This window comes from Alkalihalobacillus phoenicis, assembly GCF_047302405.1.
In the GTDB taxonomy this organism is placed as follows: domain Bacteria; phylum Bacillota; class Bacilli; order Bacillales; family Bacillaceae_D; genus Alkalihalobacillus.
On the sequence record NZ_CP154853.1, the window covers coordinates 207,356 to 223,484 of the forward strand.

Consider the following 16,129-nt stretch of genomic DNA (forward strand, 5'->3'; position numbering starts at 1 on the left):
GACACTTAGCGGACAAAACCATACGGAGACTCCCGCGGGAATAAACCGGAGCGAGACCCCGCAAGGCTTGCCGAGGAGGCTCGCCAGGTTCCTGCAGGACGCGGAGTATGGTTTTGGTAGCGACCGCCGGAGGGCATATTTTTTTACTGCACAGTTTATCCGTTTTGTGTGATAGTACGTTCTCGCTTTTCAAACGTGTCAAGGGCATTTGTTTAAGAGCTTCCCTTTCGCTCTGCCAACTCGTTGAACGGATTTTCTCGATGCGAAAGTTGCGTTATAAAAAGACAGAATTTGACTTTTTTTTCACAAGATCGTTTCCAATTGTCGAAAACAGGCTTGCACAAGTTTTTTATTCATGGGAAGATAAAAGAAAAAGCTGTTCTACGTATAGAAGAGGGGACGTTCTATGAGACTAATAGCAGTGATGGTGGCGAAACCAGGGCAGCAGTTAGCCAGAGCGATAAAAAATGAGGAAGGTACGATTCTCTTAAATAAAGGTGTATGTTTAACTAGGAAATTAATCCAGCGCCTTAAGAGTATTGGTGTTTCGTTTATTTACATTCGAGATGATCAAATTCAACTTCCTGAGATCGAACAAGTGATTTCTACTGAAACAAGAGAATATACAATTAATCAGCTAAAAAAAGATTTTCTTGATTTAGCCGATGCGTGGAAAAAGAATACGAATCATTTTTCCTCTCTCCAATTAAATCTTGAATTTGAAGACGCTGTTCGATTGTTAATTGGTGATATAAAAAGTAAACCGAATGCTTTAACGTTGCTTCTAAGTGCGACATCACACGATCATTATATCTTTACACATTCATTTAATGTTACGGTTTATTCAATTGGATTAGCCGTAGAGTTAAATTACTCAGAACGTCAATTGTTAGAGGTAGGACTAGGGGCATTATTACATGATATTGGAAAAATGTCGACACCTTTAGAAATATTAGAAAAGCCAGGCAAGCTGACAAAAGAAGAGTTTGAAATTGTAAAAACTCATAGTAAAATAGGCTATGACTTATTAAGGCAAACAAAACATATTCCCCTTCAAGTAGCAAAATGTGCTCACCAACATCATGAACGGTTAAATGGGACAGGTTATCCGCAGGGACTGAAAGAAGATGAGATACACCCTTATGCGAAAATTATTGCGATTGCCGATGTGTTTGATGCTGTCACGACAAATCGAGTGTATCGAAAAAAGCCAATGCTCCCTCATGAGGCATTAGAGCTATTATATTCTGGTGCGTCGACCTTATTTGATTTAAGTTTAGTTACAGCTTTTCGTAAAACGATTGCTGTGTATCCAATCGGTTTAATGGTTACCTTAAGTGATAATCGAAAAGGGGTTGTGTTTCAACAAAATCGTGAAATGAGTACTCATCCGATCATTAAAGTTCTATATGAGGATGGGATAAAACTAGAAGAGCCTTATTTTATTGATTTAATGAAACATCTAAATATCACGATTATTGGAACCGATGCTTTTGAAGAGCAAAGTAGTTAAGTTATATAGTAGGAGATGAGCAAATTGCAACAATATTTATCTTTATGCCAACATGTACTTGAGAACGGAACAGAAAAAAGTGACCGAACAGGCACAGGAACTAAAAGTGTGTTTGGTTATCAAATGCGTTTTAATTTGGCCGATGGGTTTCCGGTAGTAACGACGAAAAAATTACATTTACGCTCCATTATTCATGAGCTGTTATGGTTTTTAAAAGGGGATACAAATATTGCTTATTTAACAGAGAATAAAGTACGAATTTGGAATGAGTGGGCCGATCAAAATGGAGATCTTGGTCCGGTTTACGGAAAACAGTGGCGTTCATGGCAAGGGGCTAATGGCAAAACGATTGATCAAATTAGCGAGTTGATTGAACAAATCAAAACGAACCCGGATTCCCGTCGTCTAATCGTAAATGCTTGGAATGTCGCGGAGATTGATGATATGGCTTTAGCACCTTGTCATTGTTTATTCCAATTTTATGTAAATGATGGTAAGCTTTCTTGTCAATTGTATCAAAGAAGTGCGGATATCTTCTTAGGTGTTCCTTTTAATATTGCTTCCTATGCCCTTTTGACAATGATGATTGCTCAAGTGACTGACTTAGAGCCAGGTGAATTTGTTCATACTTTTGGTGATGCCCATATTTATTCGAATCATTATGAGCAAGTCGAACTACAACTAACGAGAGAGCCACGTAACCTTCCAACAATGAAAATTAATCCAGATGTTAAATCGATTTTTGATTTTACGATTGATGATTTTGAACTTGTCGATTATGAGCCACATCCACATATTAAAGGTGAGGTGTCTGTATGATTTCCTATATTTTTGCGATGGCAGAAGACGGTGTCATAGGAAAAGACAATGATATGCCTTGGCATTTGCCAAATGATCTGCAATATTTTAAAAAGGTGACATCAGGTTCAACGGTTGTTATGGGGAGAAAGACATATGAATCGCTTGGTCGTGCGTTGCCGAAACGTCGCAATATCGTATTAACGACAGACGAAGCGTATCAAGCTCCAGGCTGTGAAGTTGTTCATTCAAAAGAAGCTGTTTTAAAGGCGATTGCGGGAGAAAACGAGACCTTTGTCATTGGTGGAGCAGGACTTTATGATTTGTTCCGTGGAGAGGTTGAGAAAATATATATGACGAAAATTAATGAGTCGTTTGCTGGAGATACATTTTTTCCGAAATGGGAGTGGGAGAATTGGGAGCTCATTTTCCAAAAGGAAGGTTCGGTTGATCCAGAAAATAAATATCCACATACCTTTTTAACCTATCAAAAAAAGTGAGAAGCTGATTTTTATTTATAAAGGAAGCTAGCACTTTTTGACTAAAATAACCATTGATTATAAAGAAATAGTTCGATATAATATGTTACGATAATATAAATAGTATTACCTCATCAACACGGTGAGGTAGAGGCGCGAATACGAATAGTACCCTTTATGAGGATGACAACGTTGAGTAAAGGAGAAAGGCAAGTTCGCCGAAGTTTATAGAAAAAGTCATGTTTCTATATGCTGGGACTGTATTAAATAAATGCAGGACTGTCACGGTTGAAAGACTGTGGAGAACTACTACTGAAGATGGGGATAACCTTGCGATCAAAAGGCATAATGGGTTTCCATTAGGGCCTTTTTTTATTGGGATAATTCTTCTTCAGCACACAAAAAAGATAAGCTCTTTAAAAAGAGAGCGGAGTAGAGGAGGATGTATCTTGGAAGTTGTAGGTACATGGTATTCATTAATACCACCTGTGTTAGCCCTTGTGCTTGTGCTGTTAACAAGGAAGGTATTAATTTCACTTGGAGTTAGTATTGTAGTCGGAGCCTTAATGTTAAATGGCTTTAATCCTATCGACGGTTTGATGCAAGTCGTTGGTATTTTTACCGGAATTTTTTATGTTGATGGTGGCATCAATGATTGGGAATTTTATATTATTTTATTTTTGCTCCTATTAGGAATGATGGCTGCTTTAATTACCAAATCTGGTGGTAGCCTTGCCTTTGCAGAGTGGGCAATGAAACGGATAAAAACCCGTGTCGGTGCTCAATTGTTTACGATCTTTTTAGGTTTTATTATTTTTATCGATGATTATTTTAATAGCTTAACAGTGGGAAATATTAGTCGTCCCATTTCGGATAAGCACCGAGTATCACGTGCGAAGCTAGCTTATTTAGTCGATTCAACAGCGGCACCAATGTGTGTAATTGCTCCTATTTCGAGCTGGGGTGCTTATATTATTTCGATAATTGGTGGAATTTTAACGGCACATGGATTATCACAGTATCAAGCGTTTGAAGCGTTTATGTTAATTATTCCAATGAACTATTATGCCCTCATTGCGATTGCTTTTATGATCGCTGTCGTTTTATTTAAAATTGATTTTGGTCCAATGAGAAGACACGAGGAACTCGCGATAACAACGGGACAATTAACGGATCCAAAATCAGGTGATCTTCCTGGAACAGATGGAGAAGTTGAAAGCCATAGTCACGGGAAAGTTTATGATTTAATTTTACCTATATTCGGTTTAGTTGTAGGTACAGTTACTGCTATGGTATTCACTGGGTACGGAGAGGCACAATCTGCATCTTTAATTGCTATTTTTGGTGAGGCTGATATTGCTGGTTCATTAGTGATTGGTGGAGTGATTGGTCTTGTATTTGCTCTTATTACGAATTTGGTCAAACCTGATAACCCAGACATGTTCCAAACTCTATGGGCTGGGATTAAGTCAATGCTTCCTGCAATTTATATTTTAATTCTTGCTTGGACTGTTATTGAGATCATTAGTGAAATTGGAACAGGTGGATTTTTAGCTGAGTTAGTGGATGGTACTATTCCTCCAATGCTATTACCTGCGATTATCTTCTTAATTGCTGGTTTTACAGCTTTATCGACAGGTACTTCTTGGGGAACTTTTGGTTTACTCTTACCAATTGCTGGTGATATGGCAGCTGCAGTTGATGTGACTTTAATGTTACCAATGCTTGCAGCCGTACTAGCGGGAGCTATTTTCGGTGATCATACCTCACCTATTTCTGATACGACGATTTTGTCATCAGCAGGTGCAGGAAGTCATCATATTGACCATGTTATTACACAGCTTCCCTATGCGATTGTTTCAGCGGTGATTGCCTTTGTAGGCTTTATTATCTTAGGAGTTACAGGAAATATGTGGTTATCATTATTGTTAGTAGTTGTCATTTTTGTAATTACAGTATTTGTAATTAAGCAATTAAATACAAGTTTAAAAAAAGCGTAAATGAAGTAGTCTAAGAAAAACAGGTTAAAATCAGCTGATGAGAAGTTTTGAAACTTTTCATTGGCTGTTTTTAGTTTGTGGGCTCCGGCTTTGGAATCGTGATAGAGAGAAGAGAGGGATGTGGTGGAGCGGATATATGGACGGAGATGGTATATTTTTAAAGAGGAGTAACGCGGTCGACACGAAAAAATCATGCCATTCGGCTAGGGCTTCTTTTGGTAAAAAAAGTTTTTGACAAAATTCGACTCAGTTATTATAATAAGATATTGATTAATCTGAAAATATAAAATAAAATGACATTGAGTTCGTTGCGACAAAAAAGAAAAGCTAGTACTTGATATAATTTTCAGATAATTTTGAAAAGATAGGACTGTATTTTAAAATATCTTTTCGTAAAGAGGGAGAGGAGTTTGAAAAGATGGAAGGTAGAGAACAGTGGGGGACAAGGGCTGGTTTTGTACTAGCGGCAATTGGTTCGGCAGTAGGACTAGGTAATATTTGGAGATTTCCATATGTAGCATATGAAAATGGGGGCGGCGCCTTTTTAATTCCTTATTTGTTTGCACTATTAACAGCAGGGATTCCTTTATTAATTATGGAATTTACAATTGGACAGAAATATCGGGGGTCAGCACCTTTATCGTATGCTAGGTTAAATAAAAAGGCAGAATGGATTGGTTGGTGGCAAGTAGCCATTTCATTCGTTATTTCTACGTTTTATGCGGTTATTATTGCTTGGGCTATTTCTTATACTTATTTTTCATTTAGACAAACATGGGGATCAAATCCTACTGATTTTTTATTAAATGATTTTTTACAGATTGTTGATCCTGGTCAATTAGGTAGTTTTGTTCCTACTATTTTTTTCCCATTACTAATCGTGTGGGTTATCGCGTTAGGCGTGTTATTTAAAGGGGTAAAGAAAGGCATTGAATTTGCAAATCGTATTTTTATCCCTCTTTTGGTTGTAATGTTCTTAATCCTTGTTATTCGTGCTGTAACTTTGGATGGAGCTATGGTTGGGTTAGATGCGTTCTTTAAACCGAATTGGGGAGAAATAATGAATCCAGCGGTTTGGGTAGCGGCTTATGGCCAAATTTTCTTCAGCTTATCGATTGGCTTTGCTATTATGATTACTTATTCCAGTTATTTACCTCGTAAATCAGATTTAAATAATAATGCTTTTATCACAGGATTTTCAAATTCGAGTTTTGAGATATTAGCTGGTATTGGAGTTTTCGCCATTATTGGCTTTATGGCAACTCAGCAAGGAACGTCAGTTGATGAAGTCGCTGCAGGAGGAATTGCTTTAGCGTTTATGGTATTTCCAGAGATTATTAACAGTTTTCCAGGTTTAAATGGATTATTTGGAGCTTTATTTTTTGGTTCATTAGTGATGGCTGGATTGACGTCGTTGATATCAATTATCGAAACGTATGTCTCAGCTTTACAAGATAAGTTTAAAATAACTCGTACAAAAGCCGTTATTATAGGCGGTGGGCTATCTGCCCTAATTTCGATTTTATATGCTACTCAAGGTGGGTTATGGTTATTAGATACGGTCGATTACTTTATTAATCACTTTGGCGTAGCTTTAGCGGGACTTGTATCCGTTATTGCGGTTGCATGGTTTATGAGAAAGCTTCCTGATTTACAAAAACATACAAACGAATTATCTGATTTCCGTATCGGCTTATGGTGGAAAGTTTGTTTAGGAATCATAACGCCTGCTGTATTAGGGTTTATGCTTTATCAAAACCTTATTTTAAATTTAACTTCCAATTATGAAGATTATCCAACGTACTTTATTATGATAGCTGGATGGGCTGTTGCTATTTTAGCGATTGTTGTTGGCTTCTTATTTACTTTCTTTAAGTGGAAAAACAATAAGAACGCTTCTGATGACTTAGGGGGATTTTAATATGAGTACAAGTGCAATTATCATGTTAATTATTAGTACTGTTATAGTTTGGGGCGGGATGATTTTAAGTATTTTGAACGCCGTACGAGTTTCCAGAAAAAAAAGAGTGCAGTCATCTTTATAAAAAGAAGAAACAAGACCTCAAGTACAGTAATTGTGCTTGAGGTCTCTTTTTATTTTCCTTGTTTTAATAATTGAAACCCTTTACGTTCCCAGGATTTAAGGGATGGATACGGGTCAAAAGACCATTCAGTATAGCCGTTGTCACGATACATACCATAATGGAGATGTGGTGGAAATTTGCCTTGTGTACCTGCTTTTCCATACCCTGAGCTTCCTACATATCCAATGACTTGCCCAGGTTCAACAATGGATCCCTCCTCAATCCCCTTTTCAAAACCGCTAAGATGGGCGTAATAATGATAGATGTTATCTAAATCACGAATGCCAACACGCCAGCCCCCATACATATTCCAGCCTTTAATTTCGACAATCCCATAGGCTGTTGATCTTACGGGCACATTATATCCAGCAAAAATATCGGTTCCTTCATGAATTCGTCTGCCTCCCCAACCGCGACGGTCTCCCCATGTGCTACGATAGCTGTAAGTGGAACGAAGCGGTAATGGAAAAGCATGATCATGGAGATTCAAGTGACCAAATTTTTCATAAATGGAGGCATGTCCATCAATGATTGAGACGGTTTGTTCACGTTGATAATAATCCCATAAGGCAATGCGAAAATCCTCTTTATTAAAGCCGTATTGCTCTAAATAACGAGCGTACGTATAAAGAATGTCTTCATCGTTGTTTGGGTCCGCCAATCCGTCTCCATCCCCATCTAAACCAAGCCCCCCAAACATACTGATCGATAAGGGCTCTTGTTCATCCAATTTGGGGTTTAGAGGACCAACCCATTGACTTGGTGAAAAAAAGATCGAGGCAAGACCAGTTTCTTTTGGACGATCTTTCACAACCCTCCTTAACCCTCGTTCATACGTATCAACTGCAGCTAAATAATACCAAGGAATATTTGTCAATGTTTCAACTTTTTTATACAAGTTCAATCGTTCGGCATCTTTTTCTTCCAAGGTTAATTCTTCTTCAGCAGCAGCTGTAAACGTAGATGGAACAAAACATAAGGGAATAATGATGACGAGAGAAAGTAGGATTTGTTTCATAAATTGTCGGTCTCCTTTCGTTAAATTAACTTACTTTTATTGTCTTCAATTCGTTTGATTAAATTACGTTAAAAAATGGAAGTGAATCAAAAAGAAAACAATTTAAGCAGTTGGTTGTTTCCTTCAATTCATGATAAAGTATAAAAGACAGAAAAAATGGCGGTGAAATGTGTTGCATTTTACCAAAACAGAATAGTTTTAAACTTTAATTGGATGGTGAGTGTGAATGGCAAAAAAAGAAGAGCATATTCGTAAACCTGAGTGGTTAAAAATTAAGTTAAATACGAATGAGTCTTACACGGGTCTAAAAAAGATGATGCGTGAAAAGAAATTACATACAGTTTGTGAAGAGGCAAGATGTCCGAACATTCATGAATGTTGGGCTGTACGTAAAACTGCGACGTTTATGATTTTAGGGGACATATGTACACGTGCCTGTCGTTTTTGTGCTGTAAAAACGGGTTTACCGAATGAATTAGATTTACAAGAGCCAGAACGTGTGGCAGATTCAGTTGAACAAATGGGCTTAAAACACGTCGTTATTACAGCGGTTGCTCGTGATGATTTAAAAGATGGTGGAGCAGGAGTATTTGCTGAGACGGTTCGTGCGGTCAGAAGAAAAAGCCCGTTCTGTACAATTGAAGTGCTCCCTTCAGATATGTTAGGGAACCATGAAAGTTTAGAAACGTTAATGGATGCTAGACCAAATATTATGAATCATAATATCGAGACGGTTCGACGTCTATCTCCAAGAGTTCGTGCTCGTGCAACATATGACCGGACACTTGAGTTTTTACGTCGTGCCAAAGAGTTACATCCAGATATTCCAACTAAATCAAGCTTGATGATTGGTCTTGGAGAAACGAAAGAAGAAATTATTGAAACAATGGACGACTTACGTGCGAACAACGTCAACATTATGACAATCGGTCAGTACTTACAACCAACGAAAAAGCATTTAAAAGTCGTTAAATATTATCACCCAGATGAGTTTGCTGAACTAAAGGAAATTGCTTTAAGTAAAGGGTTTAGTCACTGTGAGGCTGGGCCGTTAGTACGTTCTTCATACCATGCTGACGAACAAGTTAACGAAGCTCAAGTTCGTGACGAAGCTCGTAAAGTACAAAATGAACAAACCGTAAGCGGACAATAAAGAGCAATAGTGGAGAAATCCGAAGAGAAGCGTAATGTGCTCTTTTCGGGTTTCTTCTTTTGTTGTACTTGTTGGTCGGATCAAGGTCTGCAAAAGAGACCACAGGGTAAATAAATGATGATAAGTAATGGAAAAGTGGAATCAAAGGAGGCGAAAGAATGCCTTAGTGCGTTAAATTCGCTGTCTTCTGGAATCAAAGGAAGCGAATGAATCCCTTAGTGCGTTAAATGAAATGACTTCAGGAATCAAAGGAGGCGAATGAGTGCCTTAGTGCGTTAAATTCGCTGTCTCCTGGAATCAAAGGAGAGCAATGAATGCCTTAGTGCGTTAAATTCGCTGTCTCCTGGAATCAAAGGAGAGCAATGAATCCCTTAGTGACGTAAATGGAATGTCTTCGGCAATCAAAGGAGAGCAATGAATCCCTTAGTGACGTAAATTGTATGTCTTCCGGAATCAAAGGAGGCGAATGAATCCCTTAGTGACATAAATGGAATGTCTCCGGCAATCAAAGGAGAGCAATGAATCCCTTAGTGACATAAATGGAATGTCTTCGGCAATCAAAGGTGAGCAATGAATCCCTTAGTGACGTAAATTGTATGTCTCCTGGAATCAAAGGAGAGCAATGAATCCCTTAGTGCCGTAAATTGAATGTCATCGGCAATCAAAGGAGTTCAATGAATCCCTTAGTGCCTTTAAATAGCAGGCTTCGGGTTTACATAAAAAAGCCGTGATACTCAAGGTGACGCTCTTCTTAGAGACATTTTGCAGAAGAAAAACCCCAGCTTAAGCAGAGGCCACTGAAAAAGTAGTATTCTAAGACTAAATGAGAAGAAACTTCATTCAATGTTATTCTATGAGTTGGATTACCAAAACGGAACGAGCGGAATGCCCGGAGACTCCTGCGGGAATAGTGAAACACGGGAGACCCCGCAGCGACTTGTCGTGAGGAGGCTCCCGGTTCACCAGCGGAACGCGTAGGGCATGCAGCGAGTGGAGTAAAGCTAAATGATATAGCCACATTCTTACGCTCAGAGTTTTTCAGTGACCTCGCTTAAGCATGAGGTTTTGACATTTTCATTTAGCAAAAAATCTAGTCGTGCTCTTTTAATTCCGTTCGTAGTCGGATTGCGTATTATAATTAGTTCCTTGTGGATACTCTCGTAATTGCTCAATCGTTTCTTCAAGTGTTCCATAAATCGAGGTGCTTCGAGAAGATAAACTTTGGAATCGTTCAATACTTTCAATTTGATTATGATCGTCTGCGACAACGACTTCATAAAAACGAGGTAAAGCTGATTCAGCCGTTTTACGAACATAAGCGGCGATTTCTTCTTTATTAGAGCGTGAATCATTATCTTCTTCATTGTGATGGGACTCATAAACGACTAATGCATACTGGTCTGTTACTAATGTAGCCGCTTCATCAATTTCTGGATTGGTGAGAACCATTTTAGTGATATTTGTTGAGATTTCCGTTCGATCAACGACAGGATAAGAAAAATCCCCATTTGCTTTATGCACTTGTTCTCGTTGGAAACGGCTATAACCATAATGTGGGGTGTCATTTTCATCCATTCGTTTATTGGTAATTGAATAATAACCTTTATTTGTTGATTGAGTACCTCCAATATCGGAAGAATTCTCAAGTGTAAGTGGGCTTGCTTGTTCTAATTGACAACCAGTGAGTACGAGGGCCAATAGTAAACCACTAAAAGTTAATCTTGTTTTCATCATGAATGCCTTCTCCTTTATAAGTAATGATTAAATGGTCGATTTGTATAAAATAGGTCCATCTATACATAGCTTGGCATTTGGTTGATTGAATCATGTAAGTAAATCGGTGGAAAGTGAGTAGGTGATTTTGGCTTGATATGGTACAATATAAGATAGTTATAAAGTGAGGTGAACGGGTTATGGTCCGACTTCAAGCTATGCAATTTGAGCTTATTGAAGAAGTGAAAGACGGTTGGAATGAGGAAGCTTTTAAAGAACGTTATAGTGAAGTGCTAAATAAATATGACTATATTGTCGGCGACTGGGGCTATAATCAGCTAAGATTACGTGGGTTTTTTGAGGATAAACATAAAAAATCGACATTTGATACAAAAATTAGTACATTAGATGATTATTTATATGAGTATTGTAACTTTGGCTGTGCTTATTTCGTCTTGAAACGGATAAAAGAATAGAGAGGGTATCGTTTATCCTCCCTATTTTTTCGTGGACAAGATGAATGAATAAATGGGTAGTGGCTGAGTTGAGGAATTAATTTTCACCAGATTCTTGATGCGTAGGGTGACTTTCTGGGTCAAGCCGTTGATGGTCGCGGTGCAATTGTTTATTTTCATAAATAAAGGCACTAGCTGCATGCTGACCCTCTTCCCAAGGGGTACTTTTTCCTTCAACAGGTTCATGCTTATTTATCGGCGAACCATAAGCTCCTTCCGGTAAATCTTCAGGTAAGATGGTTTCCCTTGCTTCTTCGACATTTGAAAAGTCGCTATACTTGTGCTTAAGTTTATGATCGTTTGACATTTGATCCCCTCCATAGGTTATAGAGTAGACAATGGCTCTATTTTTTATCCTAAAGTGAGCAATTGTGATATGAGTGATGGGTGACATTTATTAATCGAAGTAAGATTATACATAATGGAAAGATGATGGTGACGTTTATGTATTTTGTTAATCGTGAAAAAATAGAAAAGACTTTACAATTTATTGAGCAGCTTATGCAAACAAGTTCATTTTCTCTTGCATCCATACAAGATAATCGCATTCAGAAGTTAGCGTTAGAACGAACCGTTTACTTATATATTGAAACGATTATTGATGTCGGGAATAGTATGATTGATGGCTTTATTATGAGGGATCCGGGAAGTTATGAAGATATTATTGAAATTTTACTTGATGAAAAAGTAATTGAAGATGATTCAGCGGAAGATTTAAAAAAACTAATGGGCTTACGTAAGCAGCTTGTTCAAGATTATTTGGAACTTAATCATGACGTTCTGTTGAGTCAATTGCAAGCTTCTCAAAAAGCGATTGCTCAATTTCCTCAAGATGTTCGCCGTTATTTATTGGAAGAATTAGGGCCAGTTACAGCTTTTTTACCGGACAAGTAAAATGAGGTAATAGGCAAGTTCTTTGCAAAAATCGCCACATCGCATACAATAGACATAAGGGTGGTGATGGCCATGGAAAAACAAACGCGCTCGACTCGTCAAATTATTTTGTCGCTAATTAAAAGACATCGGGAACGAACCGTATCCGAAATAGCTGTTGAGCTAAAGGTTACGGAGATGGCTGTCAGGCGACATTTACAAGGACTCGAGAACGATGGTTTAATTCAAGCAAGACTGGAAAAACAGTCAATGGGCCGACCAAGTTATAAATATTTTTTAACAGAAGCTGGTGAAGAAAGTTTTCCAAGAAATTATGGTTCTTTATCTCTTGAATTTTTGAAGGATCTTGAAGCTTTAAACGGAAACAAGGTAATCGAGGAACTTTTTGAAAAAAGAAGAGAGCGTTTAGAACAGAAATATCAACAAATTGTTCAAGGATCTCTAGAAGAACGGGTAGCCGCCTTAGCTAAAATTCAAGATGAAAGTGGCTATATGGTTGAGTGGAATCAGACAGATGAGGACACATTCCAATTTGTTGAATATAATTGTCCCATTGCAAAGGTCGCGAAGGATTATCATGTTGCTTGTTCATGTGAGAAGAAACTTTTCCAAAACTTATTGCAGACGGAAAATATTACAAGAGAAACATGTGCAGCAAAAGAAGATAGTGCTTGTGTATATACGATAAAAAAATCAAATAAAATGGCTTAACAACTAGCTCAAGAAACCACGGATTGATTTCGTGGTTTTTTTCTGTGTGAAAAGGAGGAGCAAAGGCGTCAAAGTGATTGGGCCATGGTTGATGTGTAAAAATGGCAGATGAACGCCACCAAAAGGGCCTAGGTACTCTAACGCTGATGCCGCTGCTTTTACAATGTTCTCCATTTCACGAGTTTTCTTTAGGGAAAGAACCTTGTATAATGAGAAAAAAGAAAAGGTGTGGGTGGAGAATATGAAGAAATATCAAGGTTTTTTAATTGATTTAGATGGAACGATTTATCGTGGCAAAGAAAAAATAGATGAAGCGATTCAGTTTGTAAAAGAGCTTGAAAAAAGAGATTTATCTTATTTATTTGTGACTAATAATTCTACAAAACCTCCCAAAGAAGTGGCCGAGCTTTTACAAGCGATGGATGTTCCGGCCACAACAGAGCATGTTTTTACAACTAGTATGGCTACCGCAAAATTTTTATCGGAAAAACAAAAGGAAGCGAATGTTTATGTGATTGGTGAAATTGGATTGAGACAAGCTTTAGTTGAAGAAGGGCATCGTCTCGTTGAAGAAGATGCTGATTTTGTTGTAATGGGCTTAGACCGTGAAATTACCTATGAAAAGTTAGCACGAGCGACGATTGAGATTCGGAAAGGGGCAACATTTATTGCAACAAACGGTGATGTCGCTTTGCCAACCGAGCGTGGGTTAATGCCAGGTTGTGGCTCGCTCGTTTCTGTTGTTGCCGTATCAACCGGTATTGAACCAACTTTTATTGGAAAACCAGAAAGTATTATTGTCGAACAAGCGATGGATGTATTAGGACTCACAAAAGAAGAAACATTAATGGTCGGCGATAATTACGAGACCGATATTTTAGCCGGGATTCAAGCTGGAATTGATACTTTAATTGTACATACTGGTGTTACTTCTGAAGAGCAATTGAAAGAAAAAGCGGAGCAACCGACGCTGGCTTTAAAGTCGCTAGCAGAATGGCCTTTTGGAGAATAAGGTAACATTTTACCCTCGGTTATTGTCTCTGTGGAGGCTTGTCTTCAGAAATTGTGAAATTTAAGTAGTCACTTTAAAGGTGACTGCTTTTTTTGTGTGTAAGCAAAAAAATGTAGGGTGAGCCCTACTGTTGACTTTTGTATTATTGGTGCAGATGATTATGTTTAGAGTGCCTTTAATTCAAGTTGATAGTTCTGGGTTCCTATAAAGTCCCCTCTGAAGCCACTGACTATACTTTTATATAGCTAATGGCTTCATTTGACGATTAATTGTGTTTACAGTCCGAAACAAGTAGCTGCCACACACAACCTTTAACTTTATTCCACATTTGCAGCTCGATGTGCTAATCTACTTGAGGCTGCGGCTGCAATCGCACCGACAATGTCATCTAAAAAAGTATGGCATTTGTCACTTGATTTATCATTTAACATTTCGAGAATTCCTGGTTTTTGTTTATCAATATACCCGTAGTTTGTAAACCCGATGGAGCCATACACATTGACGATTGATAAAGCGATGATTTCATCCACACCGTACAGGCTTTCATCTCTTTCAATGATTCCTTGTAAAGGAGCAATTAGTTTCTTTTCTTCGGCGAGAATATCTAGTTGAATACCTGTTAGTATCGCATTTTGTACTTCTCGTTTCCCGAGCACACGATCGACATTTTCTAGGCAGGTTTCAAGTGTAAGATCAGGATGGTATTTTACTTGCAAAAAATAGACGAGATCAGCTATATCTTCTATTGTAACTCCTCTTTTTGTTAACGATTCACGTGCTGCTCGTTCGACGACTCCGTATTCATTTTCTGGTTTCATATGAAAAACCCCCTTAACAAAAGTAGTAAGTCTCTTTGTTATTCCTGTTGTAAAATTAATAGCACTTATTAGTTAGTTTACGGTGGGCGTAAACATTTTATGCTTTAGGTCATACACTGTATTAAAATGGGCACAATAATGAGGTGGTGTGTCAATGTTTGAAAGAAATATTTATGATTATTATGGCATTTATTGCGATTCTCGAACCCGATTTGGTCATTATGACGGTTTTCAAACAGAGACCGAGCAATATTTGTTATTTCCAAAGGAGCACTTAGCTTCAACAGAAGAAGAAATGATTTATTATAGTGAGTATTTGCGTTCGCTCGGGGACAGTACGGTGTTACAATTAGTGCCAACAAAGTTGAAAAAAAATAGTGGCTTTATTGATGGTCAAGACGTTTATTTATTCAAATTGCCAAATCAAGATGAAAGAACGGGGTTAGAAATTAATAATGATTATGAACGAGGTGAGCATTTAGCGATCGTTCATCATTATGGCAAACAAACTTCTCAAAACCGCAAACAATATGATTATTTTGGGCAATGGCCCAATCTATGGCAACAAAGATTGGAGCAACTGGAGGAATGGTATTTTCAAGTGAATTATGAAGGACCACAAACAATAGTCGATGAAGCGTTTCTTTATACGTACCCTTATTATATGGGGATCACAGAAAATGCGATTCAGTATGCTGTTGATGCAGGGTTAGATGATCGAACAAGTGAAATGGAGCAAGGCACTCTTTGTCATCGCCGGTTTACTGAGGAGACTTGGCTGACCTTGTCTGAACGAGGTGGTATTGTCAAATGTCCAACTGAGTTTGTTTTTGATCACCCGTGTCGAGATCTGGCGGAGTGGATTCGTTCGAAACGATTCTCACTTTTTGATCAACGAAATGGTGGTTTAATTGAACCGTTTTTAGAAGGATATACTCAGTATAACCCTTTAACAAGCTATTCATGGCGATTAATGTATGCACGTCTTCTCTTTCCTGTTCACTATTTTGAGACGATTGAGGATTATTATCGAAGTCAAATTAGAGAGGAGAAATTTCAAATTGGTCAACGTTTTACCCAACTTTTGGAGCATGAAAAGGATAATGAAACATTTCTTCAAGTTTTTCAGGAGAATATTAAAATGCCCAGAACAACTGGTAGAACACCGAGGATTGATTGGATTTAGTTTTATACCCAAACGAGTCTGTTGAGCAAATGATGCTCAACAGTTTTTTTGAATTCAATTATAGACAAGGTGTGTAGATTGGTTAGTCGGATAGGAAGGAAAAGGGGCATGATATAGAAGGAGAAAAAAAAACATCAAGAATTATTTGAAAATTAGATGAATCACTCTTGTTTTCTTTTGGAATGAGGTCTATAATGTCCTTTATAGAGAAACAAATGTTCATTTAAGAGAAACA

Annotated in this window: 16 protein-coding genes and 1 riboswitch; of the genes, 12 read left to right on the forward strand and 4 right to left on the reverse strand. The window is 37.9% G+C overall.

Annotation, left to right across the window (positions count from 1 at the left end; genetic code table 11):
* Nucleotides 1-406 precede the first annotated feature (406 nt).
* The 6 genes from AA0017_RS00905 (at nt 407) to AA0017_RS00930 (ending at nt 6,835) form a co-directional block, all read left to right on the forward strand.
* A complete protein-coding gene (locus AA0017_RS00905) occupies nt 407-1,513 on the forward strand; it encodes an HD-GYP domain-containing protein (RefSeq protein WP_413378634.1) in 1,107 nt (368 codons plus the stop codon).
* A gap of 24 nt (nt 1,514-1,537) precedes the next feature.
* Nucleotides 1,538-2,332: a thymidylate synthase gene (locus AA0017_RS00910; RefSeq protein ID WP_413378636.1), complete on the forward strand. Its 795-nt coding sequence runs from the start codon at nt 1,538-1,540 to the stop codon at nt 2,330-2,332.
* On the forward strand, nt 2,329-2,811 hold the full coding sequence (locus AA0017_RS00915; protein ID WP_413378638.1) for a dihydrofolate reductase: 483 nt from the start codon (nt 2,329-2,331) through the stop codon (nt 2,809-2,811). The genes AA0017_RS00910 and AA0017_RS00915 overlap by 4 nt, the downstream gene beginning before the upstream one ends.
* Before the next feature lie 119 nt (nt 2,812-2,930).
* A riboswitch (Lysine riboswitch) is annotated at nt 2,931-3,107 on the forward strand.
* Between the two features lie 132 nt (nt 3,108-3,239).
* Nucleotides 3,240-4,790: a Na+/H+ antiporter NhaC family protein gene (locus tag AA0017_RS00920; RefSeq protein WP_413378640.1), complete on the forward strand. Its 1,551-nt coding sequence runs from the start codon at nt 3,240-3,242 to the stop codon at nt 4,788-4,790.
* 418 nt (nt 4,791-5,208) lie between these two features.
* Entirely contained in the window at nt 5,209-6,711 is a 1,503-nt protein-coding gene (locus AA0017_RS00925; RefSeq protein WP_413378642.1) for a sodium-dependent transporter, read from the forward strand.
* Between the two features lies 1 nt (nt 6,712).
* On the forward strand, nt 6,713-6,835 hold the full coding sequence (locus AA0017_RS00930) for a methionine/alanine import family NSS transporter small subunit (RefSeq protein WP_413378644.1): 123 nt from the start codon (nt 6,713-6,715) through the stop codon (nt 6,833-6,835).
* A 49-nt stretch (nt 6,836-6,884) separates the two neighbouring features.
* Here AA0017_RS00930 and AA0017_RS00935 read toward each other — a convergent pair whose 3' ends face one another.
* Nucleotides 6,885-7,892 (reverse strand): M23 family metallopeptidase, encoded by a 1,008-nt coding sequence (locus AA0017_RS00935; protein ID WP_413378646.1) that lies wholly within the window; start codon nt 7,890-7,892, stop codon nt 6,885-6,887.
* Between the two features lie 226 nt (nt 7,893-8,118).
* On the opposite strand from AA0017_RS00935, the gene lipA reads away from it, so the two are divergent.
* Nucleotides 8,119-9,045: a lipoyl synthase gene (gene lipA / locus AA0017_RS00940; RefSeq protein ID WP_003322977.1), complete on the forward strand. Its 927-nt coding sequence runs from the start codon at nt 8,119-8,121 to the stop codon at nt 9,043-9,045.
* A 1,104-nt stretch (nt 9,046-10,149) separates the two neighbouring features.
* Here the strand turns inward: lipA and AA0017_RS00945 are convergent.
* Entirely contained in the window at nt 10,150-10,779 is a 630-nt protein-coding gene (locus tag AA0017_RS00945; protein ID WP_413378648.1) for a YhcN/YlaJ family sporulation lipoprotein, read from the reverse strand.
* Nucleotides 10,780-10,958: 179 nt separating this feature from the next.
* Between AA0017_RS00945 and AA0017_RS00950 the strand changes: the two genes are divergently transcribed.
* Complete coding sequence (locus AA0017_RS00950) at nt 10,959-11,234, forward strand: YutD family protein (protein ID WP_413378650.1); 276 nt, start codon at nt 10,959-10,961, stop codon at nt 11,232-11,234.
* A gap of 76 nt (nt 11,235-11,310) precedes the next feature.
* Here AA0017_RS00950 and AA0017_RS00955 read toward each other — a convergent pair whose 3' ends face one another.
* Nucleotides 11,311-11,580 (reverse strand): hypothetical protein, encoded by a 270-nt coding sequence (locus tag AA0017_RS00955; protein WP_413378652.1) that lies wholly within the window; start codon nt 11,578-11,580, stop codon nt 11,311-11,313.
* Nucleotides 11,581-11,717: 137 nt separating this feature from the next.
* Here AA0017_RS00955 and hepT point away from each other — a divergent pair, with 137 nt between their 5' ends.
* The 3 genes from hepT (at nt 11,718) to AA0017_RS00970 (ending at nt 13,890) form a co-directional block, all read left to right on the forward strand.
* Nucleotides 11,718-12,167: a type VII toxin-antitoxin system HepT family RNase toxin gene (gene hepT, locus AA0017_RS00960; protein WP_413382320.1), complete on the forward strand. Its 450-nt coding sequence runs from the start codon at nt 11,718-11,720 to the stop codon at nt 12,165-12,167.
* A gap of 72 nt (nt 12,168-12,239) precedes the next feature.
* Entirely contained in the window at nt 12,240-12,878 is a 639-nt protein-coding gene (locus tag AA0017_RS00965; RefSeq protein WP_413378654.1) for a helix-turn-helix transcriptional regulator, read from the forward strand.
* A gap of 241 nt (nt 12,879-13,119) precedes the next feature.
* Nucleotides 13,120-13,890: a TIGR01457 family HAD-type hydrolase gene (locus AA0017_RS00970; protein WP_413378656.1), complete on the forward strand. Its 771-nt coding sequence runs from the start codon at nt 13,120-13,122 to the stop codon at nt 13,888-13,890.
* A gap of 317 nt (nt 13,891-14,207) precedes the next feature.
* Here the strand turns inward: AA0017_RS00970 and AA0017_RS00975 are convergent, their stop codons facing one another.
* Nucleotides 14,208-14,708, reverse strand: a complete 501-nt coding sequence (locus AA0017_RS00975; RefSeq protein WP_413378658.1) for a phosphatidylglycerophosphatase A — start codon at nt 14,706-14,708, stop codon at nt 14,208-14,210.
* A gap of 154 nt (nt 14,709-14,862) precedes the next feature.
* Here AA0017_RS00975 and yutH point away from each other — a divergent pair, with 154 nt between their 5' ends.
* The gene (gene yutH, locus AA0017_RS00980) at nt 14,863-15,894 is read left to right on the forward strand and encodes a spore coat putative kinase YutH (RefSeq protein WP_413378660.1); all 1,032 of its coding nucleotides are present in this window, start codon (nt 14,863-14,865) and stop codon (nt 15,892-15,894) included.
* Nucleotides 15,895-16,129: the final 235 nt, after the last annotated feature.